Annotated in this window: 22 protein-coding genes and 2 pseudogenes; 8 read left to right on the top strand and 16 right to left on the bottom strand. The window is 55.7% G+C overall.

All coding sequences use genetic code 11. The annotated features are described in order from the left end of the window. Window positions 1-207: 207 nt before the first annotated feature. Window positions 208-360, top strand: a complete 153-nt coding sequence (locus tag F1381_RS07875; RefSeq protein WP_151734293.1) for a DUF1540 domain-containing protein — start codon at window positions 208-210, stop codon at window positions 358-360. A 322-nt stretch (window positions 361-682) separates the two neighbouring features. Here F1381_RS07875 and metE read toward each other — a convergent pair whose 3' ends face one another. The 5 genes from metE to F1381_RS07850 form a co-directional block, all read right to left on the bottom strand. Next, on the bottom strand, window positions 683-2992 hold the full coding sequence (gene metE, locus F1381_RS07870; RefSeq protein WP_151734292.1) for a 5-methyltetrahydropteroyltriglutamate--homocysteine S-methyltransferase: 2310 nt from the start codon (window positions 2990-2992) through the stop codon (window positions 683-685). 464 nt (window positions 2993-3456) lie between these two features. Continuing rightward, window positions 3457-4317, bottom strand: a complete 861-nt coding sequence (locus F1381_RS07865; RefSeq protein WP_151734291.1) for an undecaprenyl-diphosphate phosphatase — start codon at window positions 4315-4317, stop codon at window positions 3457-3459. 135 nt (window positions 4318-4452) lie between these two features. Further along, window positions 4453-5085 carry a DedA family protein gene (locus F1381_RS07860; protein ID WP_151734290.1) on the bottom strand — a complete coding sequence of 211 codons (633 nt, stop codon included), beginning with the start codon at window positions 5083-5085 and terminating at the stop codon, window positions 4453-4455. 16 nt (window positions 5086-5101) lie between these two features. After that, on the bottom strand, window positions 5102-7048 hold the full coding sequence (locus tag F1381_RS07855; RefSeq protein WP_151734289.1) for an ABC transporter permease: 1947 nt from the start codon (window positions 7046-7048) through the stop codon (window positions 5102-5104). Beyond that, complete coding sequence (locus F1381_RS07850) at window positions 7023-7793, bottom strand: ABC transporter ATP-binding protein (protein WP_151734288.1); 771 nt, start codon at window positions 7791-7793, stop codon at window positions 7023-7025. The genes F1381_RS07855 and F1381_RS07850 overlap by 26 nt, the downstream gene beginning before the upstream one ends. A gap of 271 nt (window positions 7794-8064) precedes the next feature. On the opposite strand from F1381_RS07850, the gene F1381_RS07845 reads away from it, so the two are divergent. Next, on the top strand, window positions 8065-8328 hold the full coding sequence (locus tag F1381_RS07845; protein WP_151734287.1) for a PQ-loop domain-containing transporter: 264 nt from the start codon (window positions 8065-8067) through the stop codon (window positions 8326-8328). Window positions 8329-8702: 374 nt separating this feature from the next. Here the strand turns inward: F1381_RS07845 and F1381_RS07840 are convergent, their stop codons facing one another. Both F1381_RS07840 and F1381_RS07835 read right to left on the bottom strand, forming a co-directional pair. Next, window positions 8703-9677 carry a sensor histidine kinase gene (locus tag F1381_RS07840; protein ID WP_151734286.1) on the bottom strand — a complete coding sequence of 325 codons (975 nt, stop codon included), beginning with the start codon at window positions 9675-9677 and terminating at the stop codon, window positions 8703-8705. Continuing rightward, window positions 9678-10376, bottom strand: a complete 699-nt coding sequence (locus F1381_RS07835; RefSeq protein ID WP_151734285.1) for a response regulator transcription factor — start codon at window positions 10374-10376, stop codon at window positions 9678-9680. A 263-nt stretch (window positions 10377-10639) separates the two neighbouring features. Here F1381_RS07835 and F1381_RS07830 point away from each other — a divergent pair, with 263 nt between their 5' ends. Next, complete coding sequence (locus F1381_RS07830; protein WP_151734284.1) at window positions 10640-11071, top strand: transposase; 432 nt, start codon at window positions 10640-10642, stop codon at window positions 11069-11071. Between the two features lie 12 nt (window positions 11072-11083). Further along, a pseudogene (locus tag F1381_RS29250) lies at window positions 11084-11179 on the top strand (IS3 family transposase); the annotation flags it as partial. A gap of 564 nt (window positions 11180-11743) precedes the next feature. On the opposite strand, the gene F1381_RS07820 reads toward F1381_RS29250, so the two are convergent. Both F1381_RS07820 and F1381_RS07815 read right to left on the bottom strand, forming a co-directional pair. Then, complete coding sequence (locus F1381_RS07820; protein ID WP_151734283.1) at window positions 11744-12535, bottom strand: TIGR00266 family protein; 792 nt, start codon at window positions 12533-12535, stop codon at window positions 11744-11746. 78 nt (window positions 12536-12613) lie between these two features. Then, entirely contained in the window at window positions 12614-13465 is an 852-nt protein-coding gene (locus F1381_RS07815; protein WP_187355243.1) for a P-loop NTPase family protein, read from the bottom strand. Between the two features lie 196 nt (window positions 13466-13661). Between F1381_RS07815 and F1381_RS07810 the strand changes: the two genes are divergently transcribed. After that, a complete protein-coding gene (locus tag F1381_RS07810) occupies window positions 13662-14507 on the top strand; it encodes an ornithine carbamoyltransferase (protein WP_151734281.1) in 846 nt (281 codons plus the stop codon). 30 nt (window positions 14508-14537) lie between these two features. Next, window positions 14538-14876, top strand: coding sequence for a DUF3139 domain-containing protein (locus F1381_RS07805; protein WP_151734280.1), 339 nt, complete (start codon window positions 14538-14540; stop codon window positions 14874-14876). A 152-nt stretch (window positions 14877-15028) separates the two neighbouring features. Here F1381_RS07805 and F1381_RS07800 read toward each other — a convergent pair whose 3' ends face one another. Both F1381_RS07800 and F1381_RS07795 read right to left on the bottom strand, forming a co-directional pair. Continuing rightward, window positions 15029-15700, bottom strand: a complete 672-nt coding sequence (locus F1381_RS07800) for a YitT family protein (RefSeq protein WP_151734279.1) — start codon at window positions 15698-15700, stop codon at window positions 15029-15031. A gap of 379 nt (window positions 15701-16079) precedes the next feature. Further along, window positions 16080-16580, bottom strand: coding sequence for a Crp/Fnr family transcriptional regulator (locus F1381_RS07795; RefSeq protein WP_151734278.1), 501 nt, complete (start codon window positions 16578-16580; stop codon window positions 16080-16082). Between the two features lie 216 nt (window positions 16581-16796). Between F1381_RS07795 and F1381_RS07790 the strand changes: the two genes are divergently transcribed. Next, complete coding sequence (locus F1381_RS07790; RefSeq protein ID WP_151734277.1) at window positions 16797-17987, top strand: MFS transporter; 1191 nt, start codon at window positions 16797-16799, stop codon at window positions 17985-17987. 99 nt (window positions 17988-18086) lie between these two features. Here F1381_RS07790 and F1381_RS07785 read toward each other — a convergent pair whose 3' ends face one another. From F1381_RS07785 to F1381_RS29170, 4 genes and pseudogenes are all read right to left on the bottom strand, one after another. Next, the gene (locus F1381_RS07785) at window positions 18087-20033 is read right to left on the bottom strand and encodes a PTS fructose transporter subunit IIABC (protein ID WP_151734276.1); all 1947 of its coding nucleotides are present in this window, start codon (window positions 20031-20033) and stop codon (window positions 18087-18089) included. 36 nt (window positions 20034-20069) lie between these two features. Next, a complete protein-coding gene (gene pfkB / locus F1381_RS07780; RefSeq protein ID WP_151734275.1) occupies window positions 20070-20981 on the bottom strand; it encodes a 1-phosphofructokinase in 912 nt (303 codons plus the stop codon). A gap of 93 nt (window positions 20982-21074) precedes the next feature. Then, window positions 21075-21662: a DeoR/GlpR family DNA-binding transcription regulator gene (locus F1381_RS07775; protein WP_343043395.1), complete on the bottom strand. Its 588-nt coding sequence runs from the start codon at window positions 21660-21662 to the stop codon at window positions 21075-21077. Between the two features lie 9 nt (window positions 21663-21671). Next, window positions 21672-21854: pseudogene (locus F1381_RS29170) on the bottom strand (DeoR family transcriptional regulator); the annotation flags it as partial. Between the two features lie 249 nt (window positions 21855-22103). Between F1381_RS29170 and F1381_RS07770 the strand changes: the two are divergent. Then, window positions 22104-22364: a hypothetical protein gene (locus F1381_RS07770; protein ID WP_151734273.1), complete on the top strand. Its 261-nt coding sequence runs from the start codon at window positions 22104-22106 to the stop codon at window positions 22362-22364. 31 nt (window positions 22365-22395) lie between these two features. On the opposite strand, the gene F1381_RS07765 is transcribed toward F1381_RS07770, so the two are convergent. Then, window positions 22396-22869 (bottom strand): general stress protein, encoded by a 474-nt coding sequence (locus F1381_RS07765; protein WP_151734272.1) that lies wholly within the window; start codon window positions 22867-22869, stop codon window positions 22396-22398. Between the last annotated feature and the right edge of the window lie 29 nt (window positions 22870-22898).

Raw genomic sequence — 22898 nt, 5'->3', positions numbered from 1 at the left:
ACTGTTGTCAGAATCGGCACATGAGGGCTTGGTTTGCGAAAATATCGGCAATTTGTTAAAATGTTGGTGACTGCACAGACAAACAACAAAAACCCTATCCTTAGAGAATAGGGTGAGGTTCTAACCGGACAAGCTCCACCTTGCCGGCCGGAATGATATTTGTGATCTGGGCAGATGGTCATTTCCAAGCAGGGGAGGTGAACCCTCATGGCAAAAGACGTATTGTGCGCAGTGAATTCCTGCACTTACTGGGAAGAAGAGAACAGATGCAAAGCCGAATCCATCTTCGTTGCTTACCATGCCGCGAAGCAGCCTACAGAGCCGGAAGAAACGGATTGCAAAACCTTTAAAAAGAAATAATCTCTTCGCGAAGGAACCCTCCACGGTTCCTTCTTTTTCTGTGTTTATTGTAACAGCATTGAGAATTATTATCAAGCGTTTGGATAAAAAACGCTCAAAAACCTTAATACCGGGTGGATAACCCCGGTATTAAGGTTTTTGTGTTGTAAACCATCCCGCCTCTTAAATCACAGGACACATCCGGAACGGCAGTGCGTGCGGACTCCTACCAGGATAGCCGTCACAGGAACTGATATGAGGCAAATCATCATGTCTGCTCTCTTATTGCTCCGCAGTGCAGATAGCTGCTTGCCGTCTGCCATCCGCAGAAGTGTTCAGCCGTTTAACTCGTGGCACTGCCGAGGGCAGCAATACTGCTGCGGACCCGCTTGGCCGCCTCGACCATATGGACCAGGGCCGCTTCGGTTTCCTCCCAGCCGCGCGTCTTCAGCCCGCAGTCCGGATTAATCCAGAACTGTGCCGGATCCAGCGCCTGCAGCGCCCGCTCAATGTTGTGTACCATCTCCTCCGCCGCCGGTACACGCGGACTGTGGATATCGTAGACTCCAAGCCCGATGCCCTTGTCATACGCCTTATCCTCGAAGGCGGAGATCAGCTCCCCGTGGCTGCGGGAGGTCTCAATGGAAATGACATCGGCATCCATCTCATGGATGCAGTCAATCATCTCGTTGAAATCGCTGTAGCACATATGGGTGTGGATCTGTGTTGCATCCTGTACACTGGTCGTGGCGATCCGGAAGGCGCGGACGGCCCAGTCCAGATAAGCCCCGTGCTCCGCCGCTTTCAGCGGCAGGCCTTCGCGGATGGCCGGCTCGTCGACCTGAATCATGCCGATTCCGGCCTGCTCCAGCGCCTCGACCTCCTGTCTGAGCGCCAGTGCAATCTGCACTGCCACCTCTTCGCGGCTGATATCCTCGCGGACGAACGACCAGTTCAGAATCGTAACCGGTCCGGTCAGCATGCCCTTGACGGGCAGCCGGGTCAGAGACTGGGCGTACCGGCTCTCCTCCACCGTCATCGGCTGCACAAAGGCCACATCGGCATAGATGACCGGCGGCTTCACGCAGCGGGAGCCGTAGGACTGCACCCAGCCGTTCGCCGTAAACAGAAAGCCGTCCAGCTTCTCGGCGAAGAACTCGACCATGTCCGTGCGCTCAAATTCCCCGTGCACCAGCACATCCAGCCCGAGCCGTTCCTGGAAGGCAACCGCTTCGTCGATGCAGCTGCGGATATAGACGTCATAGCGCTCCTTGCTCCAGACGCCCTTGCGCCGTTTCAGCCGGGCCTGGCGCACCTCGCCGGTCTGCGGGAAGCTGCCGATCGTCGTCGTCGGCAGCAGCGGCAGCCGCCATCTCTCCCGCTGCAGCTCCGCACGCTCCGCGTACGGCAAACCGCGGGAGAGGCGGCCGGGCGGCAAGGCCGCGAGCCGCCCGGCCACATCCGCCCTGCCGCGCTCCGGCAGGGCCTGCAGAGCCGCCAGCGCGCGGCGGCTCTCCTCAAGGGCGGCGGCATGCTCTGCCTGCCGCCCTCCCGCGTTCGCGGCAAGCAGCTGGAGCTCGCCCAGCTTCTCGTCCGCGAACGCCAGCGCCTGCCGCACGGCGGCCGGCAGGCGGTCTTCCCCCTGCACGGTGACCGGCACGTGCAGGAGGCTTGCGGACGGCTGGAGCAGCAGCCGCTCCGTCGGGACATGCCAGCTGAGCTCGGCGACGAGCGCAAGCTTGGCATCAAGATCGGCGCGCCAGATGCCGCGGCCGTCGATAATGCCGGCGGCGAGCCACTTGTCCGCCGGCCAGCCGTGGCGGCGGATCGCCGCCAGGTTCGCGCCGCGGTCGTGGACGAAGTCGAGGCCCAGGCCCTGGACCGGCAGCGCCAGCAGCGCTTCCAGCGGCTCCGCCGCCGCGAAGTAGGTCTGCAGCAGCAGCCGCAGACCGGGCACCGCGCCCGCCAGCTCGCTGTAGATGCTCTCCAGCAAGCCGATTTCGGCTGCGCCAAGTCCTGTGACGACTGCCGGCTCGTCGATCTGCACCCATTCCACGCCCTCGGCTTGCAGCTCCTGCAGCAGCTGCTTGTACACCGGGATAAAGCGCGTAGCCACTTCCCCGATCTCCTCTGGCGCATAGCCCCTGGACAGCTTCAGGAAGGTATAAGGGCCGACGATCACCGGCTTGCCTGCGATGCCGGCCCGTTCCTTGGCGAAACGGTACGCGGCAAGCGGCTTGTTCTCGACCAGCCGCGGCTGCAGGCCGCCGATTTCCGGCACAATGTAGTGGTAGTTCGTATTGAACCACTTGGTCATGGCACAAGCCGGGGCCTCACTGTTTCCGCGGGCCATGGAGAAATACAGCTCCAGCGGCACCGCTTCGCCATCATACCGGAAGCGGGGCGGCACCAGGCCGAACATAGCGGCCGTGTCCAGCACATGGTCATAGAAGGTGAAATCGCCTACCGGGATCAGCTGGATACCGGCCTGCTGCTGTGCCAGCAGATGCTGCAGCTGCAGCTTCTCCATTTCTTCGCGGAAGGATGCTTCGTCTGTTTTACCGCTCCAGAACGCTTCCAGCGCCTTCTTCCACTCCCGGCTCCTGCCGATTCGCGGGTATCCCAGATTGCTGGTAGTGAGACTAGTAGTCATTTCTCCATCCTCCTGATTGTTGTATTGTCGTTGTTATACGTTTTATCTTATTGAGCTGATGATCGGGAACTGCCCGGCTGCTCCGCTGCCGTTAGCCCCGGCGGTTAACCTATTCTCTGAAATCCCTTTGGGAACTGATGCCATCATACTGAATCTCCTGCGGCGCGGCAATAGACCTGGAGCGTATCCGGCTATACGTGTTAGCTATAGCGGGTGGAGAATCCTTCCTGCTGCAGCTGCAAGCTCCCATAAAGCGTAGAGCAAGATTCTGCCGTGAGTACGGCTCTCCCCTCCCTGCCCGCCGGACCGGACATTGCCCGCGAGCCCCCGGATCACCCTATAAACAAAAACTATAATCCGCTCCACATTATAGGTAGCAGCACAAAAAAACGCGTCCCCGGAACCGGAGACGCGGTGCACTTACAGCCAATCGGCCTGCTCTTGAAATCGGCTTTCTCTTATAATTAAAACCACACCAGATAAACTACGGCAGCCAGCACAATCCGGTAAATGGCGAACGGCACCAGCTTGATCCGGTTGATCAGCTTCAGGAAGAAGCGGATGGAAATCAGTGCGAACACGAACGCGCTGATGAAGCCGGCAATAAAGAACGGCAGTGCGTCGGCTGTGAAATACTCCCAGTTCTTAACCAGCGAAATCAGGCTCGCCCCGGCCATAATCGGCACCGCCATAATGAATGTGAAGTCAGCTGCCGCACGGTGGCTCATGCCCAGCAGCACGCCGCCGGAGATCGTCGAGCCGGAGCGCGAGAAGCCCGGCCACAGCGACAGGCACTGCACCAGCCCGACCGACAACGCCTGCCGGTATGTAATCTGGTCGACGGTTTCCACCTTCACCTGCTTGGGGGCGAAACGGTCGGCAATAATCATAAAGATGGCCCCGATGACCAGTCCGATCAGCACCGTTGAGGTAGAGAACAGATGCTCATCAATATAATCTTCGAATAGAACGCCCAGGATACCGGCCGGAATCAGGCCCACGATGACCTGCGCCAGCTTGAGGCGGCCGGAGGTCTCAACCTGCGGCTGACCGTCAGGTACTGCCGCCAGCTCCTTGCGGCTGAAGCGCTTCAGGCCGAGCAGGTCGATGAACCGGTTGCGGAACACTACGACGACCGCGAGGATCGAGCCGAGCTGGATGACGATTTTGAACGTGTTGGCCGTATATTTTCCGAGAAATTCCTGCGACTTCAGCCACATATCATCAACAATAATCATGTGGCCCGTGGAGGATACCGGAGCAAATTCCGTTAATCCTTCCACAATTCCGAGTATGATGGCTTTAATAATCGTGAGCAGCTCCATGGTTCTCCCCCTTATTAGCCTCCACTCCGTGGAGTACAATTTGGATAGCCCATTGTCTCTTGGGCCTTATCTACATCTGTTTAGCAGCGGAACTTCTATTGGATTATCCCGGGTCAGCGGGCTATCGCCCATCTGTTAATCGGCATTGCCTGCGGCCTTGCCGTTCCGCTGGCGTTTGCGGAAAAAGAGTATGCCGAGCACGACGATGCCCGCCGCCAGCAGCGCATATACGAAATTGGAATACGTATCAATGTATCCGCCGATATCCTCCCAATTCTCGCCGAGCGCAGCTCCCAGCAGCACCAGCAGCGTGTTCCAGCCCAGGGTGCCGATCGTGGTGAAGATCATGAACACTCCGAACTTCATATTCGACATCCCTGCCGGGATCGAAATCAGGCTGCGCACGAGCGGCACCATCCGGCAGAACAGCACCGTCCAGTAGCCGTATTTGTCAAACCAGGCGTCCGCTTTGCGGATATCGCTCTTCTTAATGCGGATAATGCCGCCCCAGCGGTCGACAATGCGCTCCAGCCTCTCCACGTCCAGCAGCCGGCCGATCCAGTACAGGATGACAGCCCCCAGCAGAGAGCCCAGAGTCGAGGCCACAAGCACGCCGGGAATCGTCAGCCCGCTGGTGGTTGTCATAAAGCCGCCGAACGGCAGAATAATCTCCGAAGGAATCGGCGGAAAAATATTTTCCAGCGCCAGCATCAGAAAGATGCCTAAATAGCCGAACTGCTCCATAATATCGGTAATCCAAGTTTTCATGGTCCTGACCTCCGCGTCAGATCAAATTTTTCTTCAGGTTGCGCAAATAACGGCTGCGGATCATGAAGAAATACAGCCCCTGGGCCGCCAGATAGCCAAGCAGCACCGCTCCCGTCTCGAGGACGATCGACAAGTAGAACAATCTTTGCAGCGCAATGAATGCGAACAGGCTGTGCAGCACCGCCAGCCCCACCGGCACGAAGAACATCAGGGCCAATTGAAGTGTTACTGTCCGGTTCAGCTCCGTTTCCGTCAGGCCCATTTTGGCCAGCGTTGCGTATTGGAGCCGGTCATGGTCCAAATCCATGTATAGCCGGAAATACAGGAAGCTGCCTGCCGCGATAAAAAAGACCGTGCCCACCAGCAGCGATGCAAACAGCATCGTGCTGTACAAGGTGCGCTGGATTTCAAACAGCGTGCCGCTGACCACAACGGCATAAGGCTTGTCGTTCTCGTGGGCGACCTTGCCCTTCTCCGCCAGCCCTGCGGCAATCCCGACGGTCCGCTCGAAATTCTTCATGTAAAAGCCTGTGTACCAGTCCCTTTGCACCGGCGTCACTGCGGCGAACAGGCTGTCGCTGACCACAATTCCGCTAAAATCTCCGCCGTCCCGGCCGTCCAGCTCCGGCAACAGATACTCGGCAATGGGCACATGTCCCGTATAGCCGGTCTCCTCAATCACCGTGCCCTGCTTCAGCGTATAAACCGCCCTTACCCGGTCAGCGGTCAGGCTGCGGTCTCGTTGCGAGCCGATCATGACGAGGCCCTCGCCCCCTTCCAGTGGCGGCTCCTGCGGGGAGAACCCGGCCAGCTTCAGGGCCTGCAGGTAATCGCTGTAGGCCATGAGCGGCAGCCGTTCAGTCCGGTCCGGTCCGGTCTGCGAGGCGACCTCCGCATATTTGATCGGAATGGTCAGTGTGGCATAAGGCTCTCCCAGCCGGTCCAGTTCGGCGGCGATGCCGGCCAAATCCCGCTCCGGCGTCAAACCTCTGTACCCGCCCTTGGCGACGTAGCCGACAGCCGCCGGATAATCCAGCTGCAGCTCCCGCGATAACGTATGAATCGAGGCGAACACGCCAACCGAGGTAAACGATACCGCGGACACGATCGTGACCATAAAGAACATCCGCCCGTTATCCTTCCAGCGGTAGGACAGCCCGGAGAACGTGATGATATTCGTGCGTCTCCAGTAAAGTCGGCGCTTCTTCCGCACCCTGCCGACCAGGTACTGGCTCAGCTGGGTATAGAAGAGATAGGTGCCGAGTACGGTAATGAGTACGACGGGAGCCATCATCCGCTCCACCGTGGCTGCACCCGTTGTCGCTGCCAGCACATAGCCGCCCAGCAGCAGCACTGCCGACAGCACCGCAAGCGGAGCGGAACCCTTCGGCGCTTCTTCCCCCCGCCGTCCGGCCTGGAACATCCCGCGTGACTCATTGCCGATGAAGGCGAAGGTGGACAGCGAGATCAGTATAAACAGCAGCGCAAAGCTGCAGACCGTCAGCACCGGCGCGTGCCAGGAGAGATAGAACGGAAGCGGCGCGATGCCCAGGAAGCCGGAGCCGATCATCAGGAACAGCTTGCCGAGCAGAAGGCCAAGCAGGGTTCCGCTGACAATGGCAGTGCTGCCGATGATCATATTCTCCAGAAAGACCATCGTATTCAGCTGCCGCTTCGTCATGCCGTGCATCAGCAGTATACCGAATTCGGTCCGCCGCGACTGCAGGAAGCTGCCGACCGACACCAGCACAAACAGCGAGCAGAACACAAAGATAATGCCTTCCGCCGCCAGCATCGTATCGGCCGCCGTACGGAGGATCATATCCCCGGCGATATTCGGATGAAAGACAAAGAGCGCACACAGGAAGAAGATCATCACGGAGAAGGCGCTGCTGACAAAATAAGCGGCGTATTTACGCTTGTTGCGGATTACATTTCTATAAGCGAACTGCCGAAACGTCATGGCCCGCTCCCCCCATCAGCGACAGCATGTCGATAATGTTCTGGAAGAAGGCTGCACGGCTCTGGCCGCGGTACATTTCGTTGTAAAACCGCCCGTCCTTGATGAAGATCACCCGGTTGCAAAAGCTGGCGCTATGCGCATCATGCGTTACCATTAGAATCGTGGCGCCTTCGGCGGCGTTAACTTCAGCCATGAGCTGCATAATTTCGCCCGCCGCCCGTGAATCCAGGCTCCCGGTCGGCTCATCCGCCAGAATAAGCGATGGGCGGTGAATCAGCGCCCGCGCAATCGCCGCGCGCTGCATTTGCCCGCCGGAAATCTCATACGTCCGCTTTGGCAGCAGCGGAACAATCTCTAGCCTTGCCGCCACCTCCTGCAGCCGCCGTTCGATCTCGGACACGGACGCACCGGCCAGTGTCAGCGGCAGCACAATATTCTCCTCTACAGTCAGCGTGTCTAGCAGGTTGAAATGTTGAAAGACAAATCCCAGCTCCTTGCGGCGGAACAGCGCCTTGTCATTGCGGGAGAGCACATTCGGATCCTGGCCGTTGATCCGTATTTCGCCCGAGGTCGGCTCGTCGCTCCCGGCGAGCAGGTTCAGCAGCGTTGTTTTGCCGCTGCCGGAAGGTCCCATGATGCCGATGAATTCCCCCGGCTCCACCGCGAACCGGATATGATTCAGCGCATGGGTTGACACCTTGCCCTCATATATTTTGGATAAATTGTGGACATCGACGATGGGCAAGTCTTCTCGCTCCTTCTCCCTATAGCTGGATTGTCTTCATTATACAAACAGTAACCGGAGGCTGCTATTTCTGAAACTTACAGTCAACTTACAATAATGTAAGCCGCAAAAAACAGCCTGCAATTCTCTACAGTGGACTCCCAGGCGGATTACGGCCTTGTCTATCAGACATATGGTTTGGTGCCGGTGCACCATATCTGACTGCGGCGAATATACCGTAAACAGGACCTTCCGTTAGGCCCTCATCCCGCAGAAAGCACGAGGTGTACCTATGCTCTTCTCCCTGCTGCAGCTGATCGGCGGCCTGATTCTGTCGCTGGGCTGGATTCCCCAGATCGCCAAGATAGTGAAGACCCGTTCCGTTGCCGATTTGAGCCTGAACGCCTATCTGCTGATGCTGCTCGGCATCGGCCTGATGGAGGCTTACGCGGTCAATCTGGCGACCGGAGGAGTCGGCCTCGCCTTTCTGATCACCAACTCATTGTCGCTGGCTGTTGTGCTGACGGTGGTGGGGCTGATTTTGCGCTACCGCTAGCTGTTTTTGAGATGAAAGCTGGCTGAGCACAGGGTGGTGCCGCATTATTGTTCCCGCACCCCATCTGTAAGTTCAGCGTCATAAAAATAATTGCAGATTGTACATCTATTATTCAGCTTTCACCGCTAATAAGAGTCTTAATTGCACTCTGTACAGCTATATCGGCTGATTTATGAACAATGGGATCAATTCCCCCAAGTTAATTGTACAGAATACATTTATTCGGTTAATTCATTTATAGCGGGACGATTTAGTTGTAGGAAATACATCTAAGAAGTCCGATCAGCTTAACAGCCGCATCCATGAAGCAAGCAGGTCCGGGTTCTGTACAATTCCTTACATCATGCCCTATCCATTACGCTGGAAATTTCACCTCAGAACAGGATCCGCACCGTGGTCCCCTTGCCCACCTCAGAGTCGATCTCCACCCGGTGGCCCAGTTTGCCGCAAATCTGCTTCACCAGATATAGTCCCATGCCGGTGGACTCCTGAAAGCTGCGGCCGTTCACCCCGGTAAAATAAGCGTCGAACACGCGCGGCAAATCGCCCGCCGGAATGCCTACGCCTTCGTCGCGCACCTCCAGTACAGCCTTTCCCGGCTCCTGCTCGTATCCGCGGAAGTGCACCATCCGCCCTTCATCGACCGTATAGCGCAGCGCATTAGTAATCAGCTGGGTCAACACAAAGGACAACCACTTCTCGTCCGAGGTAATATGGATGCTTTTGTCCGCTTCAATGGACGGAAATACCCGTTTGCGGATGAACAGCCGCTTCTGCTCCGACGTTACCCGCCGCAGCGTTTCCTCCAGATTCAGCCGCTCCACATAGAAATCATGTTCGAACGTATCCAGCCGTGCGGTGTAGAGCACCGTGTCCAGGCCCTTTTTCAGCCGGTCCAGCTCATCTCCTATTGCCGAGAAAGGCATCCCGTCCATATCCTGAATCATCAGGTGAATCACGGACAGCGGCGTCTTCATCCCGTGGACCCACTGGTTAATGAAATGAATATGCTCCTCCAGCTTGTGGCGGTAGCTGTGCAAATCGCTCTGGTAGAGCCGGAATTGCCGGGCCAGCAGAGCCCGCAGACTCTCCGCCAGCGGCGAGCTCTGCTCCGGGCCCCCGCATTCCTCCAGGGAGGACGGCAGATTCTGCAGCCTTATATAGAAGGAACGGTTTGTGAAATAACGGTATGCCAAATAAGCCAGCAGCAGACAGGTGCTGAGCAGAGCAGCGTACAGGCTCACGTTCATCCCGCTGCCCCCCTCCAGCCGGTATACTAGGGTAATCATCAGCAGCTGGGCCAGATATACCGTAATCAAAGGCGTCTGTTCCCGCAAAAAAAGCTTCACTCACTCATCTCCCCAATTCGCTTGAAGTCGGTAGCCTTGGCCGCGTACTGTCTGCAGGCCGTCTTGTATGCCCAGCGCGGCCAGCTTTTTGCGTACACGGGTAACATAGACATTCAGCGTATTGTCGTCGACAAACGCCTGATCGTCCCAGATCTTCTCCAGCAGCCGGTCGCGGGTGACGACCCGGCCGTTCTTCTGCATCAGCTCATCGAGAATCTTCGCCTCGGTATGGCTGAGATCGACCTTCTCTCCGCCCCGCGTGAGGACAAGCCGCTCTACATCCAGCGTCAGCCCGTCTACATGCAGGCTGCGTTCCTGTCCGCCGGCCGCGTAGGAGCCGTAAGCACGGCGGAGATGGCTTTTGATTTTGGCGATGGCAATCTCATAATCGAACGGCTTGGTGATGTAATCGTCTGCACCGTTTTCCAGCGCCATCACCTGCTCCATTTTGCCGTCGCGGGCGGAGATGAACAGAATCGGGCAGGTAGATATGCCCCGGATCTGGCGGCACCAGTAGTAGCCGTCGAAGCGGGGCAGATTGACATCCAGCAGCACCAGATGCGGAGCAAAGGCTTCAAACTGGCTCCGCACCTCATCAAAATCGCGTACCGCCTGTGTCTCGTATCCAAACTTATGTAAATATTCCTGCAGCAGTGCCACAAGTCCCTGGTCATCCTCGACAATCAGTATTTTAAACATCAATCAGGCCTCCGGTTGCAGCCCCCGGACCGGGCCGGGGCGTTTGCCCATAATATAACCAGTACCTGCCGGTTAGTCAAATTTACGGTATACTGGACGCAGGGGAGCTGGACCCTCAAAGTCAACGGACACACTGATCTTAAATGAAAAATGGACAGCCGTTAACAGGCTAGCAATAAGGAGTTAAGAAAATCTGCGGAGGTGGCCCAGATGGTTAAATACCGGCAACGGTACAGCGAGGAATTTAAACAGCAGACGGTACGATTATCGCAGAACAAAACAAAACGCTTGACGAACTTGCTAAAGATTTAAATATACCGAAAAGCACCTTGTATAAATGGAAGGGCCAATACCAAAATCCGGGACCTGCAGTAGAGGAAGACCCGGTACACGATCATGAAGCTGAATTGGAAGAGCTGCGTCGTCAGCTCCAAAGGACAGAACTTAAGCTCGCTAACACCAAGGAAGAACTGGCCTTCCTAAAAAAAAGCAACGCATATCTTCAGCCACCCAAAGAGCTGATATTTCAGTTTATGGAAGAGCACCGTTCCCTTTTCCCTTTGAAGAAGATGTGCAAGGTACTAAAAGTCTCACGGAGCGGTTACTATGCCTGGCTCAGCCGGGAACCCAGCGCACAGGAATTGCAGAAGCAGCGGCTGATGGAACGGATTTTGCACCATTTTTCCGCTTCATAGCAGCGGTACGGCGCGCCGCGGATTACAAAGCTGCTCCATCAGGAAGGCGAGACCATTAATGAGCGCACTGTGGGAGTGTACATGAAGGAGCTCGGATTACGCAGCAATCAGAAGAAAAAAGCAGGTTATACCGCTGACTCCTTACGGACACAGATGCCGCTACTTGGGGACAGCCAAAGAGTCCCCCTTGGCGGGCCAAACCGCCCGCAGCCGTTTGTCTCCACTTCAACAGGCAAAGCCAATCCCCAGCGAGACCGCGGACAGCTGTTCTTTAGCTTCCAGATATCTCCCGATGCTGTCAATCAGCCTCTGCATCACTATAATGCTGAAAGGAGTCAAGCAGGAACTTGCCATAAGCATGGCTATGTAAATAACCGCCTTACTTCTCGCATATTTATACACAATAGATACGGATGTAAAGGATTCCCGAATCAATAGGATCGCCTCATGATCTTCTATAATAGTAGGATCAGTAAATTACATAAATATACATCTATCACTAGTTATACGCCATGCTATGATTCACATCCTTGTAAATCTTTTTTTATATTTGTAAATATTCTATCACTAGGGAAGGCCGATTCATCCTTATAGTCAGGCGCCGAAATACCAAACAGCCGCCTTCCGCAGGTTGACCCGCAGAAGACGGCTGTTCCAAGCCACAATATAATGTTATCTGCCGTCGAGCAGATTGCCCAGGCCGCCGAGGATGCTGCCTTCCTCGCGGCGTCCGGCATTACCGGCGGCCGAGAGAATGCGGTCAGCCATGCGGCTGAACGGCAGGGACTGAATCCAGACCTTGCCCGGCCCGCGCAGAGTGGCGAAGAAGAGGCCTTCGCCGCCGAAGACGGCTGTCTTGATGCCTTTGACGAACTCAATGTCATAGTCTACAGAGGATGTCATCGCTACGAGACAGCCTGTATCGATCTTGATGGTCTCGCCGGGCGCAAGCGTGCGCTCCAGTACATAGCCGCCGGAGTGGACAAAGGCCAGGCCGTCACCCTCCAGCTTTTGCATAATAAAGCCTTCGCCGCCGAAGAGGCCCGCGCCCAGCTTACGCTGGAATTCGATGCCGACCGAGACGCCCTTGGCCGCGCAGAGGAAGGAATCCTTCTGGCAGATAATTTTGCCGTGGTATTGCTGCAGGTCCATCGGGATGATCTTGCCCGGGTAAGGCGAAGCGAAGGTCACGTTCCTCTTTCCGGATCTGCCTGTGTGGGTGTAGACGGTCATAAAGAGACTTTCACCGGTCAGCAGCCGCTTGCCTGCGCCCATCAGCTTGCCCATCAGGCCGCCGCCCCGTCCGCCGCTGCCGTCGCCGAAGATCGTTTCCATGGATACATCCGGGTCCATCATCATAAAGCTGCCCGCTTCAGCAACGACGCTCTCACCGGGGTCCAGCTCCACCTCCACGCACTGCATTTCCTCGCCCATAATCCGGTAATCAATTTCGTGAGCACTCATTTGCCGCTTCCTCCTCCATTAACGTTGCACAAGATTGAATGAGACATATACGCGCGTTGGCTTTCTCCGGTTTCAATCTTAATCTATATGTTTCTCGATGATCGCCCTTAACTCCTGTTCAGCCATGCCGAAATCATAAGCAGAGTTGTCAATGACCGCTTTACGCAGCGCCAATTCCTCCACCAGCCTCCGCTCCACTACCGCTCTGGCCTCCAGCACCTGAATCGTCCCACTGATTCCGGTGACCCCCAGCGTCTTGGCGAATCCCTGCCCGGTATAATAGTCCATAAAGCCCTCTGACCATTCTCTGGGCCGCTCGCGCAGCGCTTTTCGGAAGGTGAATTCCAGATCCTTCTGTTCAATGTAGATCACCAGCGGATCAAGTGCCTTCACACTTTCCGCCAGCTCTGTGACATACTCCTGCACTTCCGTGAACGTAGCCCCGTTTTTGATCATACCGATGGTTACGGGATTCTGGATGAAACAGCACTCGAACACGTAGACCGTTTCGCCGCTCTGCGCCTCTGCACCGAAGTCCCGCCAACGGCCGGCAATAATCTCCCTGTTATGAGCTAACGGCAGTTCGTATACATCCTTGCCGGCCAGCACTTGCCGCAGATCATCGGGCAGCCGTTCATCCGTCTTCTGCTCGAGCAACCCGTAAGGAAGAAGATAATCCCCGCCCTGCCGAGATACCGCATCCATAAACAGCTGCCGCTGCTGTTCATTGCCGGCCTGCAGCAGCCCGGCATATTCGGCACCGGTAAGGCAGGCGATGGATTCGGCATCGGCCGGATGCGCCGGATTGCCTTCCAGGAACAGCTTTACTGTAAGCCCCCTCTCGGCCAGTAACCGGCTGGTAAGCTGCGCTATAGTCGATTTTCCGGCTCCGGGTAGTCCCTCCACCAGAATGAGCTTCGTTGTGGTCATAGGATCAGCCTCTTTTCTGCATATCATCAGGTGCTTTTAGCATAGTCAACAACCAGCATACCAAGAGGCCCGAACGCAGAACAAGGGAAAGGTTGTTTCTATTTATTTTTGGCTGCGCAAAAATATAAACAGAAATCCAAGCAGGCAGATGTATAATGATACACAATCAAATCTACTGTGAAAGCCTGGTGAAACCATGCATCTGCCGGATATCCGTACCCTCGGTGAAGAGCAGGTCCTGAATATTTTTGAACGGGCCGACAAGCTTGCCGCGGAAGAGAACCCTAACATTTTGACCGGGAAGCATTTTGTATTGTTTTTTCCGGAAACCAGTCTCCGGACCCGGATCACGTTTGAGCGCGGAATTCAGGAGCTGGGCGGCAGTTGTATGCTGTTTCCTCCGCAAACGCTGGATAAACAGGAAGAGCTGCGGGATGTCGCCGGCTACCTGGCCAATTGGGCCGACGGTATCATCGTAAGGCATAGTAAGGATGCCAGGATCCGGCTGTTAGCGGAGCACTCCCCCATTCCGGTGATCAATGCCATGAGCGCGGCCCACCATCCCTGCGAAGTTTTATCCGACCTGTATGCCATCCGGTCCTTTAGAGCGGACTATCGTGACCTAACCTATACTTTCGTGGGTCCTCCGGGAAATGTATTCAACTCCTGGATGGAGGCGGCCGAAGTGCTCAATTTGAACTTTAACCATGTCTGCTTAAGCCGCTATCAGCAAGGCGATACCCGCCGCAACTATCGTTTCTATACGGAACTGGAGGATATCCTCGGAGAGAGCGACGTTATCTTGACCGACTCCTTGCCCGCTGAACTGAGAACCCCCGAATATATAGAGAAGTATCAGATTACTGTGCCTAGGATGAGAATGTCCCACAAGAATGCGTTCATTAACCCGTGCCCACCGTTTACCCGCGGCCTGGAAATTCATGAGAATGTGCCAGCTTCGGAGTATTTCGCCGGTTACGGATTCAAAAAGCATCTGCTGCGCGTCCAGCAGGCGATTGTTGTCCATTGTCTGCTGAATTAGCGTAAATCACAGTGAATTGGAGGAGCCGGCATGAAACGCAAACCATTGCTGTATACAGCACTGGCGCTTACAGTTGTCTGGGGTGCCGCTTCTGCCGGCCTCCAGTTGTTCAAACAAAGAACCAACCGCGAGATTGAAGCTTATTTGATCAACCGGAAGGGGTACAGCCGGCAGCTGATCAGCACAATTTACACTCAGATCGGCAAGGCGCCGGTGGTCAGCACCACGGTTATTTTCAGCGATGACCGGGGCTCGCGGTATTTCTACCGCAAAGAGAACGGCCGGATTTATCAGTACAGTATGGCTCCTCTGCATGGCGCATGGGATGGCCGCAGACCATTCAAACACGCCGAGACGTACAGGGACTAGCCGGGTGGATGCAGTACTCTCATAACTCCATTCTTCCACCAGCCTTACATTAGTTCCCGCGCATAAAAAAAGGCCAGCCCGGAGCTATTCCGGCTGGTCTTTCTGATCCCTGATCTCCAGGGCAATATTGCTGCAGTCTTACATTACTGAACTTATGCTACCGTACCATCCTGCGCCTGGCCCAGCTTGGACTGTACCTTCGGCGCCTTGACGAGCTTCCGTCTGCCCACGGTCGTTGTAAAGGTAACACAGTAGCCTGCTACGACCACGGCCATTACCGTAAACAAGGTCTCCTTGAGCGGCACATACAAGAGTGACAGTGCCAGAACGGCTACATCCATCAGGATGAACACCGTACCTACCTTAATTCCCTTCCATTCGCTGATCAATACGGCGAAAATATCGTCTCCGCCGCTTGCCCCGCCGCCGCGCAGGACCAAGCCTGCTCCAAGGCCTGTCAGAACGCCCGATATCAATGCCGCCACCGGCAAATTATCGTGCAAATCAATGACCCACCCGGAATAACGCTCCATCAGCCCGTAGAAGAGCGTGTATGCCCCCACTGAGATGAATGTGTTGCAGACGAACGTTTTTCCTTTAAATAGCATGGCAATAATGAGCACTGGAATGTCCATAATCAGTATCGACAGCGATGGTGAAATCCCTAATACGTATTTGCCCAGCAGGGATAAGCCTACAAAGCCGCCCTCGGTCAAATGGTTCTGATAATTAATATGATAATAAGTAAATGCAAGCAGAAAACTTCCCAGCAATATCATGGTGAGTCGAAGCGGCATTGGCATACCGCCGTTGTCTTTCCTCATACAGGTCTCCCCTTATCGTAAATGGCGGCTAGACGTATCCGCAGCCTCTACGACGGGTATACCTTGAGGAGTTGGTCCTTCGCATACTTCCTGCTCCCTTCCCGCGTTCGAGGCGGCTTCGTCAGCTGATTGAACGACGCGCATCTCCGGCAGGGAAGCTAAGTATAAGAGAGATCATAACGTTTCCAAATCGTCCTTTGGGGAATCGTCCTTCGGGGACACATGGTATCCTGATCCTTTCTTTATTTGGATATGTTCTGCTTACATTATACCACGCGAAGGGTGAAGGCTAAACAGCTTGCCAAAAAAAAGCAAATTTCCGTGCAGCCTTCCCGCAAATGATGCCGCTGCAGGGAAGTCCGTTCAGGCATTTCATCCATCAGTCCTGGCTGCGCAGCAGACGGTTGATTGTCTCGCGCCGCACGCCTATCAATTGTCCGATCTCCTCTTGCGTCAACAGGTCGGTAAGTGTAGCGCCATGCGCGTATTCGCCGAGCCAGCGTTTCAGCAGCTCCAGCCTCTCTCCCGGCGATCCGACCGTAAGGTGATCAATGCGCGTCTGCATGAACCGCACCTTCTCCTGCAGCAGCAGTGCGATCTCCATCACCTTCCCCGAATCATCGCGCAGCTCGCGGTACCATTCCGCGGCGGGAATGATCTCCACCTCGCTTTTCATCATGGCGACAGCCGTTCCATGCGCCTCCTTCGGCGAAATGAGGGAATGATGGGGAACTGTCTCTCCGGGAATCAGCAGGTTGAACAGCACCATGTTCCCGTTCTCGTGCAGCCGCGTAACCTTGAACAGGCCGCTCTTCACCCGAAACAGATTCTGGCCGGGATCTCCCTGGCGGAATAAGGTCTCCCCCTTGTGCAATATCATCTCGCTCTCTCCTTTGTGTTCTGTAGATTATATGGCTAATTATACCGAATTACGCATGCAAAATGGAGCGGGACCGGCCAAAAAAAGCAAAGAGTCGTCCTGAAGAGTAATAATATTATTTAATTGTTTGTTATTTCCATTTTTATTGACAGCTTATAGCCGTTTATGCGAACATTAATCCTAGCATTCGAATCCAGATTAAAGGAGTTCCTGTAAGTGAAGGCTTCAAAAGAACCACTTTGGACCAAAAATTTCACCGTCGTTTCCGTCATCAATTTTTTTGTCATGCTTGTCTTTTATCTGCTGATCGTCATCATCTCGGCTTATGCTGTAGACGAGCTTCACGCCTCTACCAGCCAGGCGGGCCTTGCGACCGGCATTTTCATTATCGGTGCGCTTATCGGGCGGCTGGTGACCGGCAGCATTATCGACTCCTTCGGCAAGAGAAAAATATTGTTTCTCGGGCTGTTTCTCTTTATCCTGACTTCCCTGCTCTATTATATTGAAGCAGGCATAGCCTTCCTGCTCGTTACCCGCCTGCTGCACGGGATTGCCCTCGGCATCGCCAGTACTGCAACCGGAACGCTCATTGCGGCGATCATTCCGGCATCGCGCAAAGGCGAAGGGATTGGCTATTACAGCATGAGCACGACGTTAGCGACAGCGATCGGGCCATTCCTGGGCCTATACTTAACGCAGATCGCCTCTTACACCGCGATCTTCACCTTCTGTTTCGCGCTTAGCATCATCAGCTTTATAGGAGCGCTGGCGGTACGCACCAACGAAACTGAGCACAGCCGGAGCGCCGGAGCCGAGCGGGAACCGTTCAGCGTGTCCAAGCTGATTGAACCCAAAGCCCTGCCGATTGCAGTGGTCGTGCTGGTCACCGGCTTCGCCTATTCCAGCGTGCTGTCCTATATTAATTTCTTCGCCAAAGAAATCGGGCTGGTGGAAGCGGCCAGCTTCTTTTTCATTGTGTACGCCGTGTCGGTGCTTGCCTCACGCCCGTTTACAGGTCGGCTGATGGACGCGAAGGGCGAGAACCACATTATGTATCCGGCGTTTATCGCTTACGGTCTCGGGCTGCTGCTGCTCAGCGCGGCAGGCACGAGCACAGTACTGCTGCTTGCCGGCGTGCTGATCGGCCTCGGCTTCGGCAATATGCAGTCCACCACCCAGGCCATTGCGATTAAATCGACCGTGCCGCAGCGGATGGGACTGGCCACTTCGACCTTCTTTATTTTCCTTGATGCCGGTCTGGGCTTCGGTCCTTACGCGCTGGGCCTTATCATCCCTTCGACCGGCTACAGAACGTTGTACGCTTCGCTCGGGGTGCTGATCTTGGCGATGATTATCGGATATTACTTCCTGCACGGAAATAAGAGCAAGGCCAGAGCCGCGCATTAAGTTACATTACAAACGCATATCGAGCGAAAGCACAGCCGCTGATGAAGAAAGAGCCCGCAGTTCCGGAATGGAACTGCGGGCTCTTTTCGTTGGATGTTTCTATTTACTGGCAAGCGGCTTCTTCCAGAAGCCGAGTATCAGGCCAGACACCACGGCGCCGATCAGCACCGCCAGAATGAACAGCAGCGCGTTGCTGGACAGGGCAGCGACGAAGATCCCGCCGTGCGGTGCAGGCACGTTGAGGCTCCATAGCTGTGTGAGGCCGCCCGCGATGGCCGAACCGATAATGCAAGAGGTCAGTACACGCAGCGGATCGGCTGCAGCGAACGGAATCGCACCTTCGGTAATAAACGAAAGCCCGAGCACATAGTTGGTAAGTCCGGATTTACGTTCCGTTTCCGTAAATTTATGCTTGAACAGCGTTGTAGCCAGTGCGATCGCCAGCGGAGGAACCATGCCTCCGGCCATAACGGCGGCCATCATCAGGCCGTTCTCATTGCCGCTGGAGGTGAAGACGCCGATAGCGAACGTGTAGGCCGCCTTGTTGAACGGTCCGCCCATATCGATAGCCATCATGCCGCCGAGCACCAGGCCCAGCAGTACAGCGTTACCGGTACCCAAATTGTTCAGTCCATCAATGAGCTGCTCGTTAAGCCAGCTGAAGACCGGATCAAACAGATAGAACATAACTGCTCCGGTAATAAGCAGGCCGAATACCGGATACAAGAGGATCGGCTTGAGGCCTTCGAGTGATTTCGGCAGTCCGGCGAACGCCCGACGCAGCAGCAGAATCACATAACCGGCCAGGAAGCCTGCGGCCAGACCGCCAAGGAAGCCGGAACCGGAGTTCAGGGCCATGAAGCCGCCGACCATACCCGGCATCAGCGCCGGCCGGTCGCCGATGCTGAGGGCGATGAAGCCGGCAAGGATCGGAATCAGGAAGTGGAACGCCCCGTTATCTCCGCCGCCGATGCTCATCAGCAGTTCCACCAGCGGATTATCCGCACCCAGGGTCTGCTCCAGCAGGAAGGACACGGCAAGCAGGATACCGCCGCCGACCACGAACGGCAGCATATGCGAAATGCCGTTCATCAGGTCTTTATAAATCTTGCTTCCGACACTTCCGCGTTTGCCTTCCTGGGCATCGCCGCCGCTTGGCGCTCCGGTTCCGCGGTAGGTTGGAGCATCCCCCTTCAGTGCCTTGTTGATCAGCTCCTCCGGTTTGCGGATACCGTCGCTGACCGGTGTCTGCAGCACAGGCTTGCCGGCGAACCGCTCCATTTCCACCTTCTTGTCGGCCGCCACGATAACACCGCTGGCCCGGGCAATCTCGTCCGGCGTCAGCACATTCTGGGCGCCTTCCGAGCCGTTCGTCTCGACGCGGATGTCTACCCCCATCTCCCGCGCCTTCTTCTTCAGGGCATCTTCAGCCATAAAAGTATGGGCGATGCCAGTCGGACACGCTGTTACAGCAACGACAAAGCCTTTAGATGCCGGAGCCGCCTGCGCCGCCTGCGCCGCCGGAGCCTTCTCGGCAGCCGGCTGGCTGGCTGCAGTCTGGGCGGCTTCCTGTTCCTCCCGTGCTTCCTCTTCCGCCTGCTTGGCGTCAAAGAGCGCCGCTACGTCCTGCGGTGTGCGGGCGTTCATCAGCTGCGCGGTGAATTCGGTTTCAATGAGCAGCCGCGAGAGAGCGGCCAGCGTGCGCAGATGCACATTGCCAGCGCCTTCCGGAGCGGCAATCATAAAGAACAGATGGGCCGGCTGCTCATCCAGCGCTTCATAATCCACACCGCCGGTGCTGCGGGCGAACACTACCGTCGCTTCATTCACCGCTTTCGTCTTGGCATGCGGCATCGCGATGCCGCCGCCGATTCCCGTACTGGACTGGGCTTCGCGGGCCAGAATCTTCTCCTTGAACAGCACCGGATCATTGATCCGGCCGCTGGCGGCCAGGCTGGCGATCAGCTCGTCGATCGCCGCCTCCTTCGTGGTCGCCTGCAAATCCAGAATCATGGTTTCCTGTATCATTAAATCGGTAATTCTCATGTTGATCACTCCCTGGTTCGATCTATGATGTCTTCATTACAGTTGAGTTATTTGAATGCCTGGTTCCAGCTGCCGGATGAACCCGCCTTCCGCCAGATCATCGGAGAACGCCGTGGCGCTTCCGGAGGCGACGCCTACCCGGAATGCCTCGCGCACATCTCCGCCCTGCGACAGCGTACCGACAAATCCGGCAATCATCGAATCGCCTGCGCCGACAGAGTTCTTGACTTCCCCTTTCGGCGCGTTCGCCGAGTATACCTCTCCGCCGCTAAGCAGCAGCGCGCCTTCGCCGGCCATGGAGATCAGCACATGCTGTGCACCCATCTTCAGAAGCTTGCGCCCGTAGACGATAATTTCGTCACGGGAGAGAATCTGGGCGCCGAACAGCTCGGCCAGCTCATGATGATTCGGCTTGACGAGCAGCGGCCCGAGCGTTAAAGCCCTCTTCAGCGGTTCGCCCGTCGTGTCGATGACGAATTCGGCGCCTTTCCGCTTGCATACGGCGATCAGACGCTCATAATAATCGCCGCCTACAGACGGAGGTATGCTGCCGGAAAGGACGACGATATCGCCGGGACGCAAGACATCAAGCTTCTGCAGCAGCGCCTCCGCTTCTTCCGGGCTGATTTCCGGCCCGGCGCCGTTAATTTCCGTCTCTTCTCCGGCCTTCAGCTTGATATTGATCCGTGTATCTCCGGACACCTTAACGAAATCGCCGGTAATGCCCTCAGCGCTCAGCCATTCCCCGATGTAGCCTCCGGTAAATCCGCCGAGAAAGCCAGTGGCCGTATTCGGCACGCCAAGGCGGGTGAGCACACGCGAAACGTTGATTCCCTTCCCTCCGGGCAGCTTAAGGTCCCGCTTCATGCGGTTCAGGCCGCCCAGCTTTACTTCATCCACTTCCACGATGTAATCGATGGAAGGGTTAAGCGTCACTGTATAGATCATGGTTATCCCTCGATTATTGATAGATTTAAATACGATCGAATGATGAGCCCTTTCAGGTTTCTGTCACAAGGTTGTGGTCGTAACTACAGGTCATTAAGCCAGCGTATAATTCACGCCCTGCTGCCGAAGATCACGGAGGAAGCTGTCCGGTGTCTGCGCGTCCATTAAACAGCGGTCAAGCTCCTGGAGATCGGCGAACTTGCAGAAGGACACCTGGCCGATCTTGCTGTGGTCGGCGACCAGTATGGCCTGCTTCGCCACGGCAATCATTTTGCGCTTCGTAGCGGCTTCCAGCATATTCGGCGTCGTCATGCCTTCCCGGGCGTCAAGCCCGTTCGTGCCGATGAACGCCTTGTCTACCCGTATCATCTCCAGCGACCGCTCGGTCATCGGCCCGACAAAGGCCTGCGTATCCGGGCGCAGCATTCCGCCGGTAATCGAGATGTCCAAATGGCGGCTGTCCTTCAGCTCTGCAAGCACCAGCAGCGAATTGGTGATGATAGTAAGACGGCTGAACGCCTTCAGTTCACGGGCAACCTGCAGGGTTGTCGTTCCTCCGTCGAGCAGAACCGTGTCTCCCTCGGATACGAGCTCCGCCGCCTTGCGGGCGATCCGCTGCTTTTCCTCAAGGAGCCGCTCCTCTTTCTCGGGAACAGCCGGTTCGTACTGGGCTCCGCGCAGGGATACCGCTCCCCCGTGGGTGCGCTTCAGTAAGCGCGCCTCCTCCAGCTCCTTCAAATCCCGCCGTACGGTTGATTCCGAGACGCCGAGTTCCCGGCTCAGCTCCTGCACGGAGGCCCGGGTATGATTGTCGATATATTGCACAATGCTGCGTTTTCTTTCTTCCTCAAACAGCATATCGCTCACTCCATTTAATTCTTCATTTGCTCATTTGTGATTATTATTGATCATTTCTGCTCATTTATGATTTTAACAGCGTTTTCATTCACTGTAAAGTGATTATTTTTAATCACTTCATTCATAGTTTGCTCAGAGCCGCACCATTCAACTCTAATCCCCCCGCACACAGCAGCCTCAGCGAAATAAGCTCCTGAATGCCCATTTCCTCTAACCGGTTCCTTTCATAAGCTATAATACATATGGCGAAAAGCGGGTGAGACAATGGCCAATAACAACAATAAGAGCTACAGTTCAAGCGGAGGCACCGGCGAAACTCCGGCTGAATCCGAGGAGCTTTCTGCGGAGGATTTGGCGATTCTCGCTGCCGGATTTAACGTTTTAGGAGATCTTTTCGATTTTTTGGCGCTGGTTAAGGCCAGGGAAGCAACGAAAAGTACAGGAGGCCAGGTCGATACAGAGCCGATTCTGTTCGTCCGCTCGAAAAAAAAAGCGGCCAAACGAAAATCCCGTCTGCCGCGTTAATGTTCCTGTTCTTCAGACAACCAGCTTAAGCTCACAGCGGCAGAGCATTGTGCCCGGCCATGATCGCGTGCGCCTTCTCCTGCTCCTCCGCCCCGGATTCGGCATAAAGCTCCACAAACACAATAATATGCTCAAGATCGGCATGCTCAGCATATTTAAGCGCATCCTCCTGCGGAATGCCGCTGCCGATCAGACTGACAGCCAGGCCGTCGATATCCAGATCCGCCCCAGCCAGCTTAGTGGCAGCAGGACCTGCGGCGACTGCCGTGTCGGGAATCATGTCAAGGCCTACGCCGATTTCCCGGGCTGTGCCGAACATGCCTCCGTTTCCCGCCCCGAGCTTTGTTGGACCGATCCCCGTATCCTCGCTGATACGCGCCATTGTATTCTTTTGCTTAGTGACCGCCGATATTTGCTTCTTTTTAATTCCGCCGCTCAACAGATCTTCAATGGCCAACGCAGCATCGCTGTGATGCCCGAATATCCCCACTACAAGCTTGGTCACATGACATCCCTCCCGATACACCGGTATTA

The sequence above is a fragment of the Paenibacillus tengchongensis genome (assembly GCF_008973665.1).
GTDB classification, from domain to species: domain Bacteria; phylum Bacillota; class Bacilli; order Paenibacillales; family Paenibacillaceae; genus Paenibacillus_AQ; species Paenibacillus_AQ tengchongensis.
Note: the sequence above shows the minus strand (reverse complement) of the source record. Positions and strands in the feature narration are given on the sequence as shown.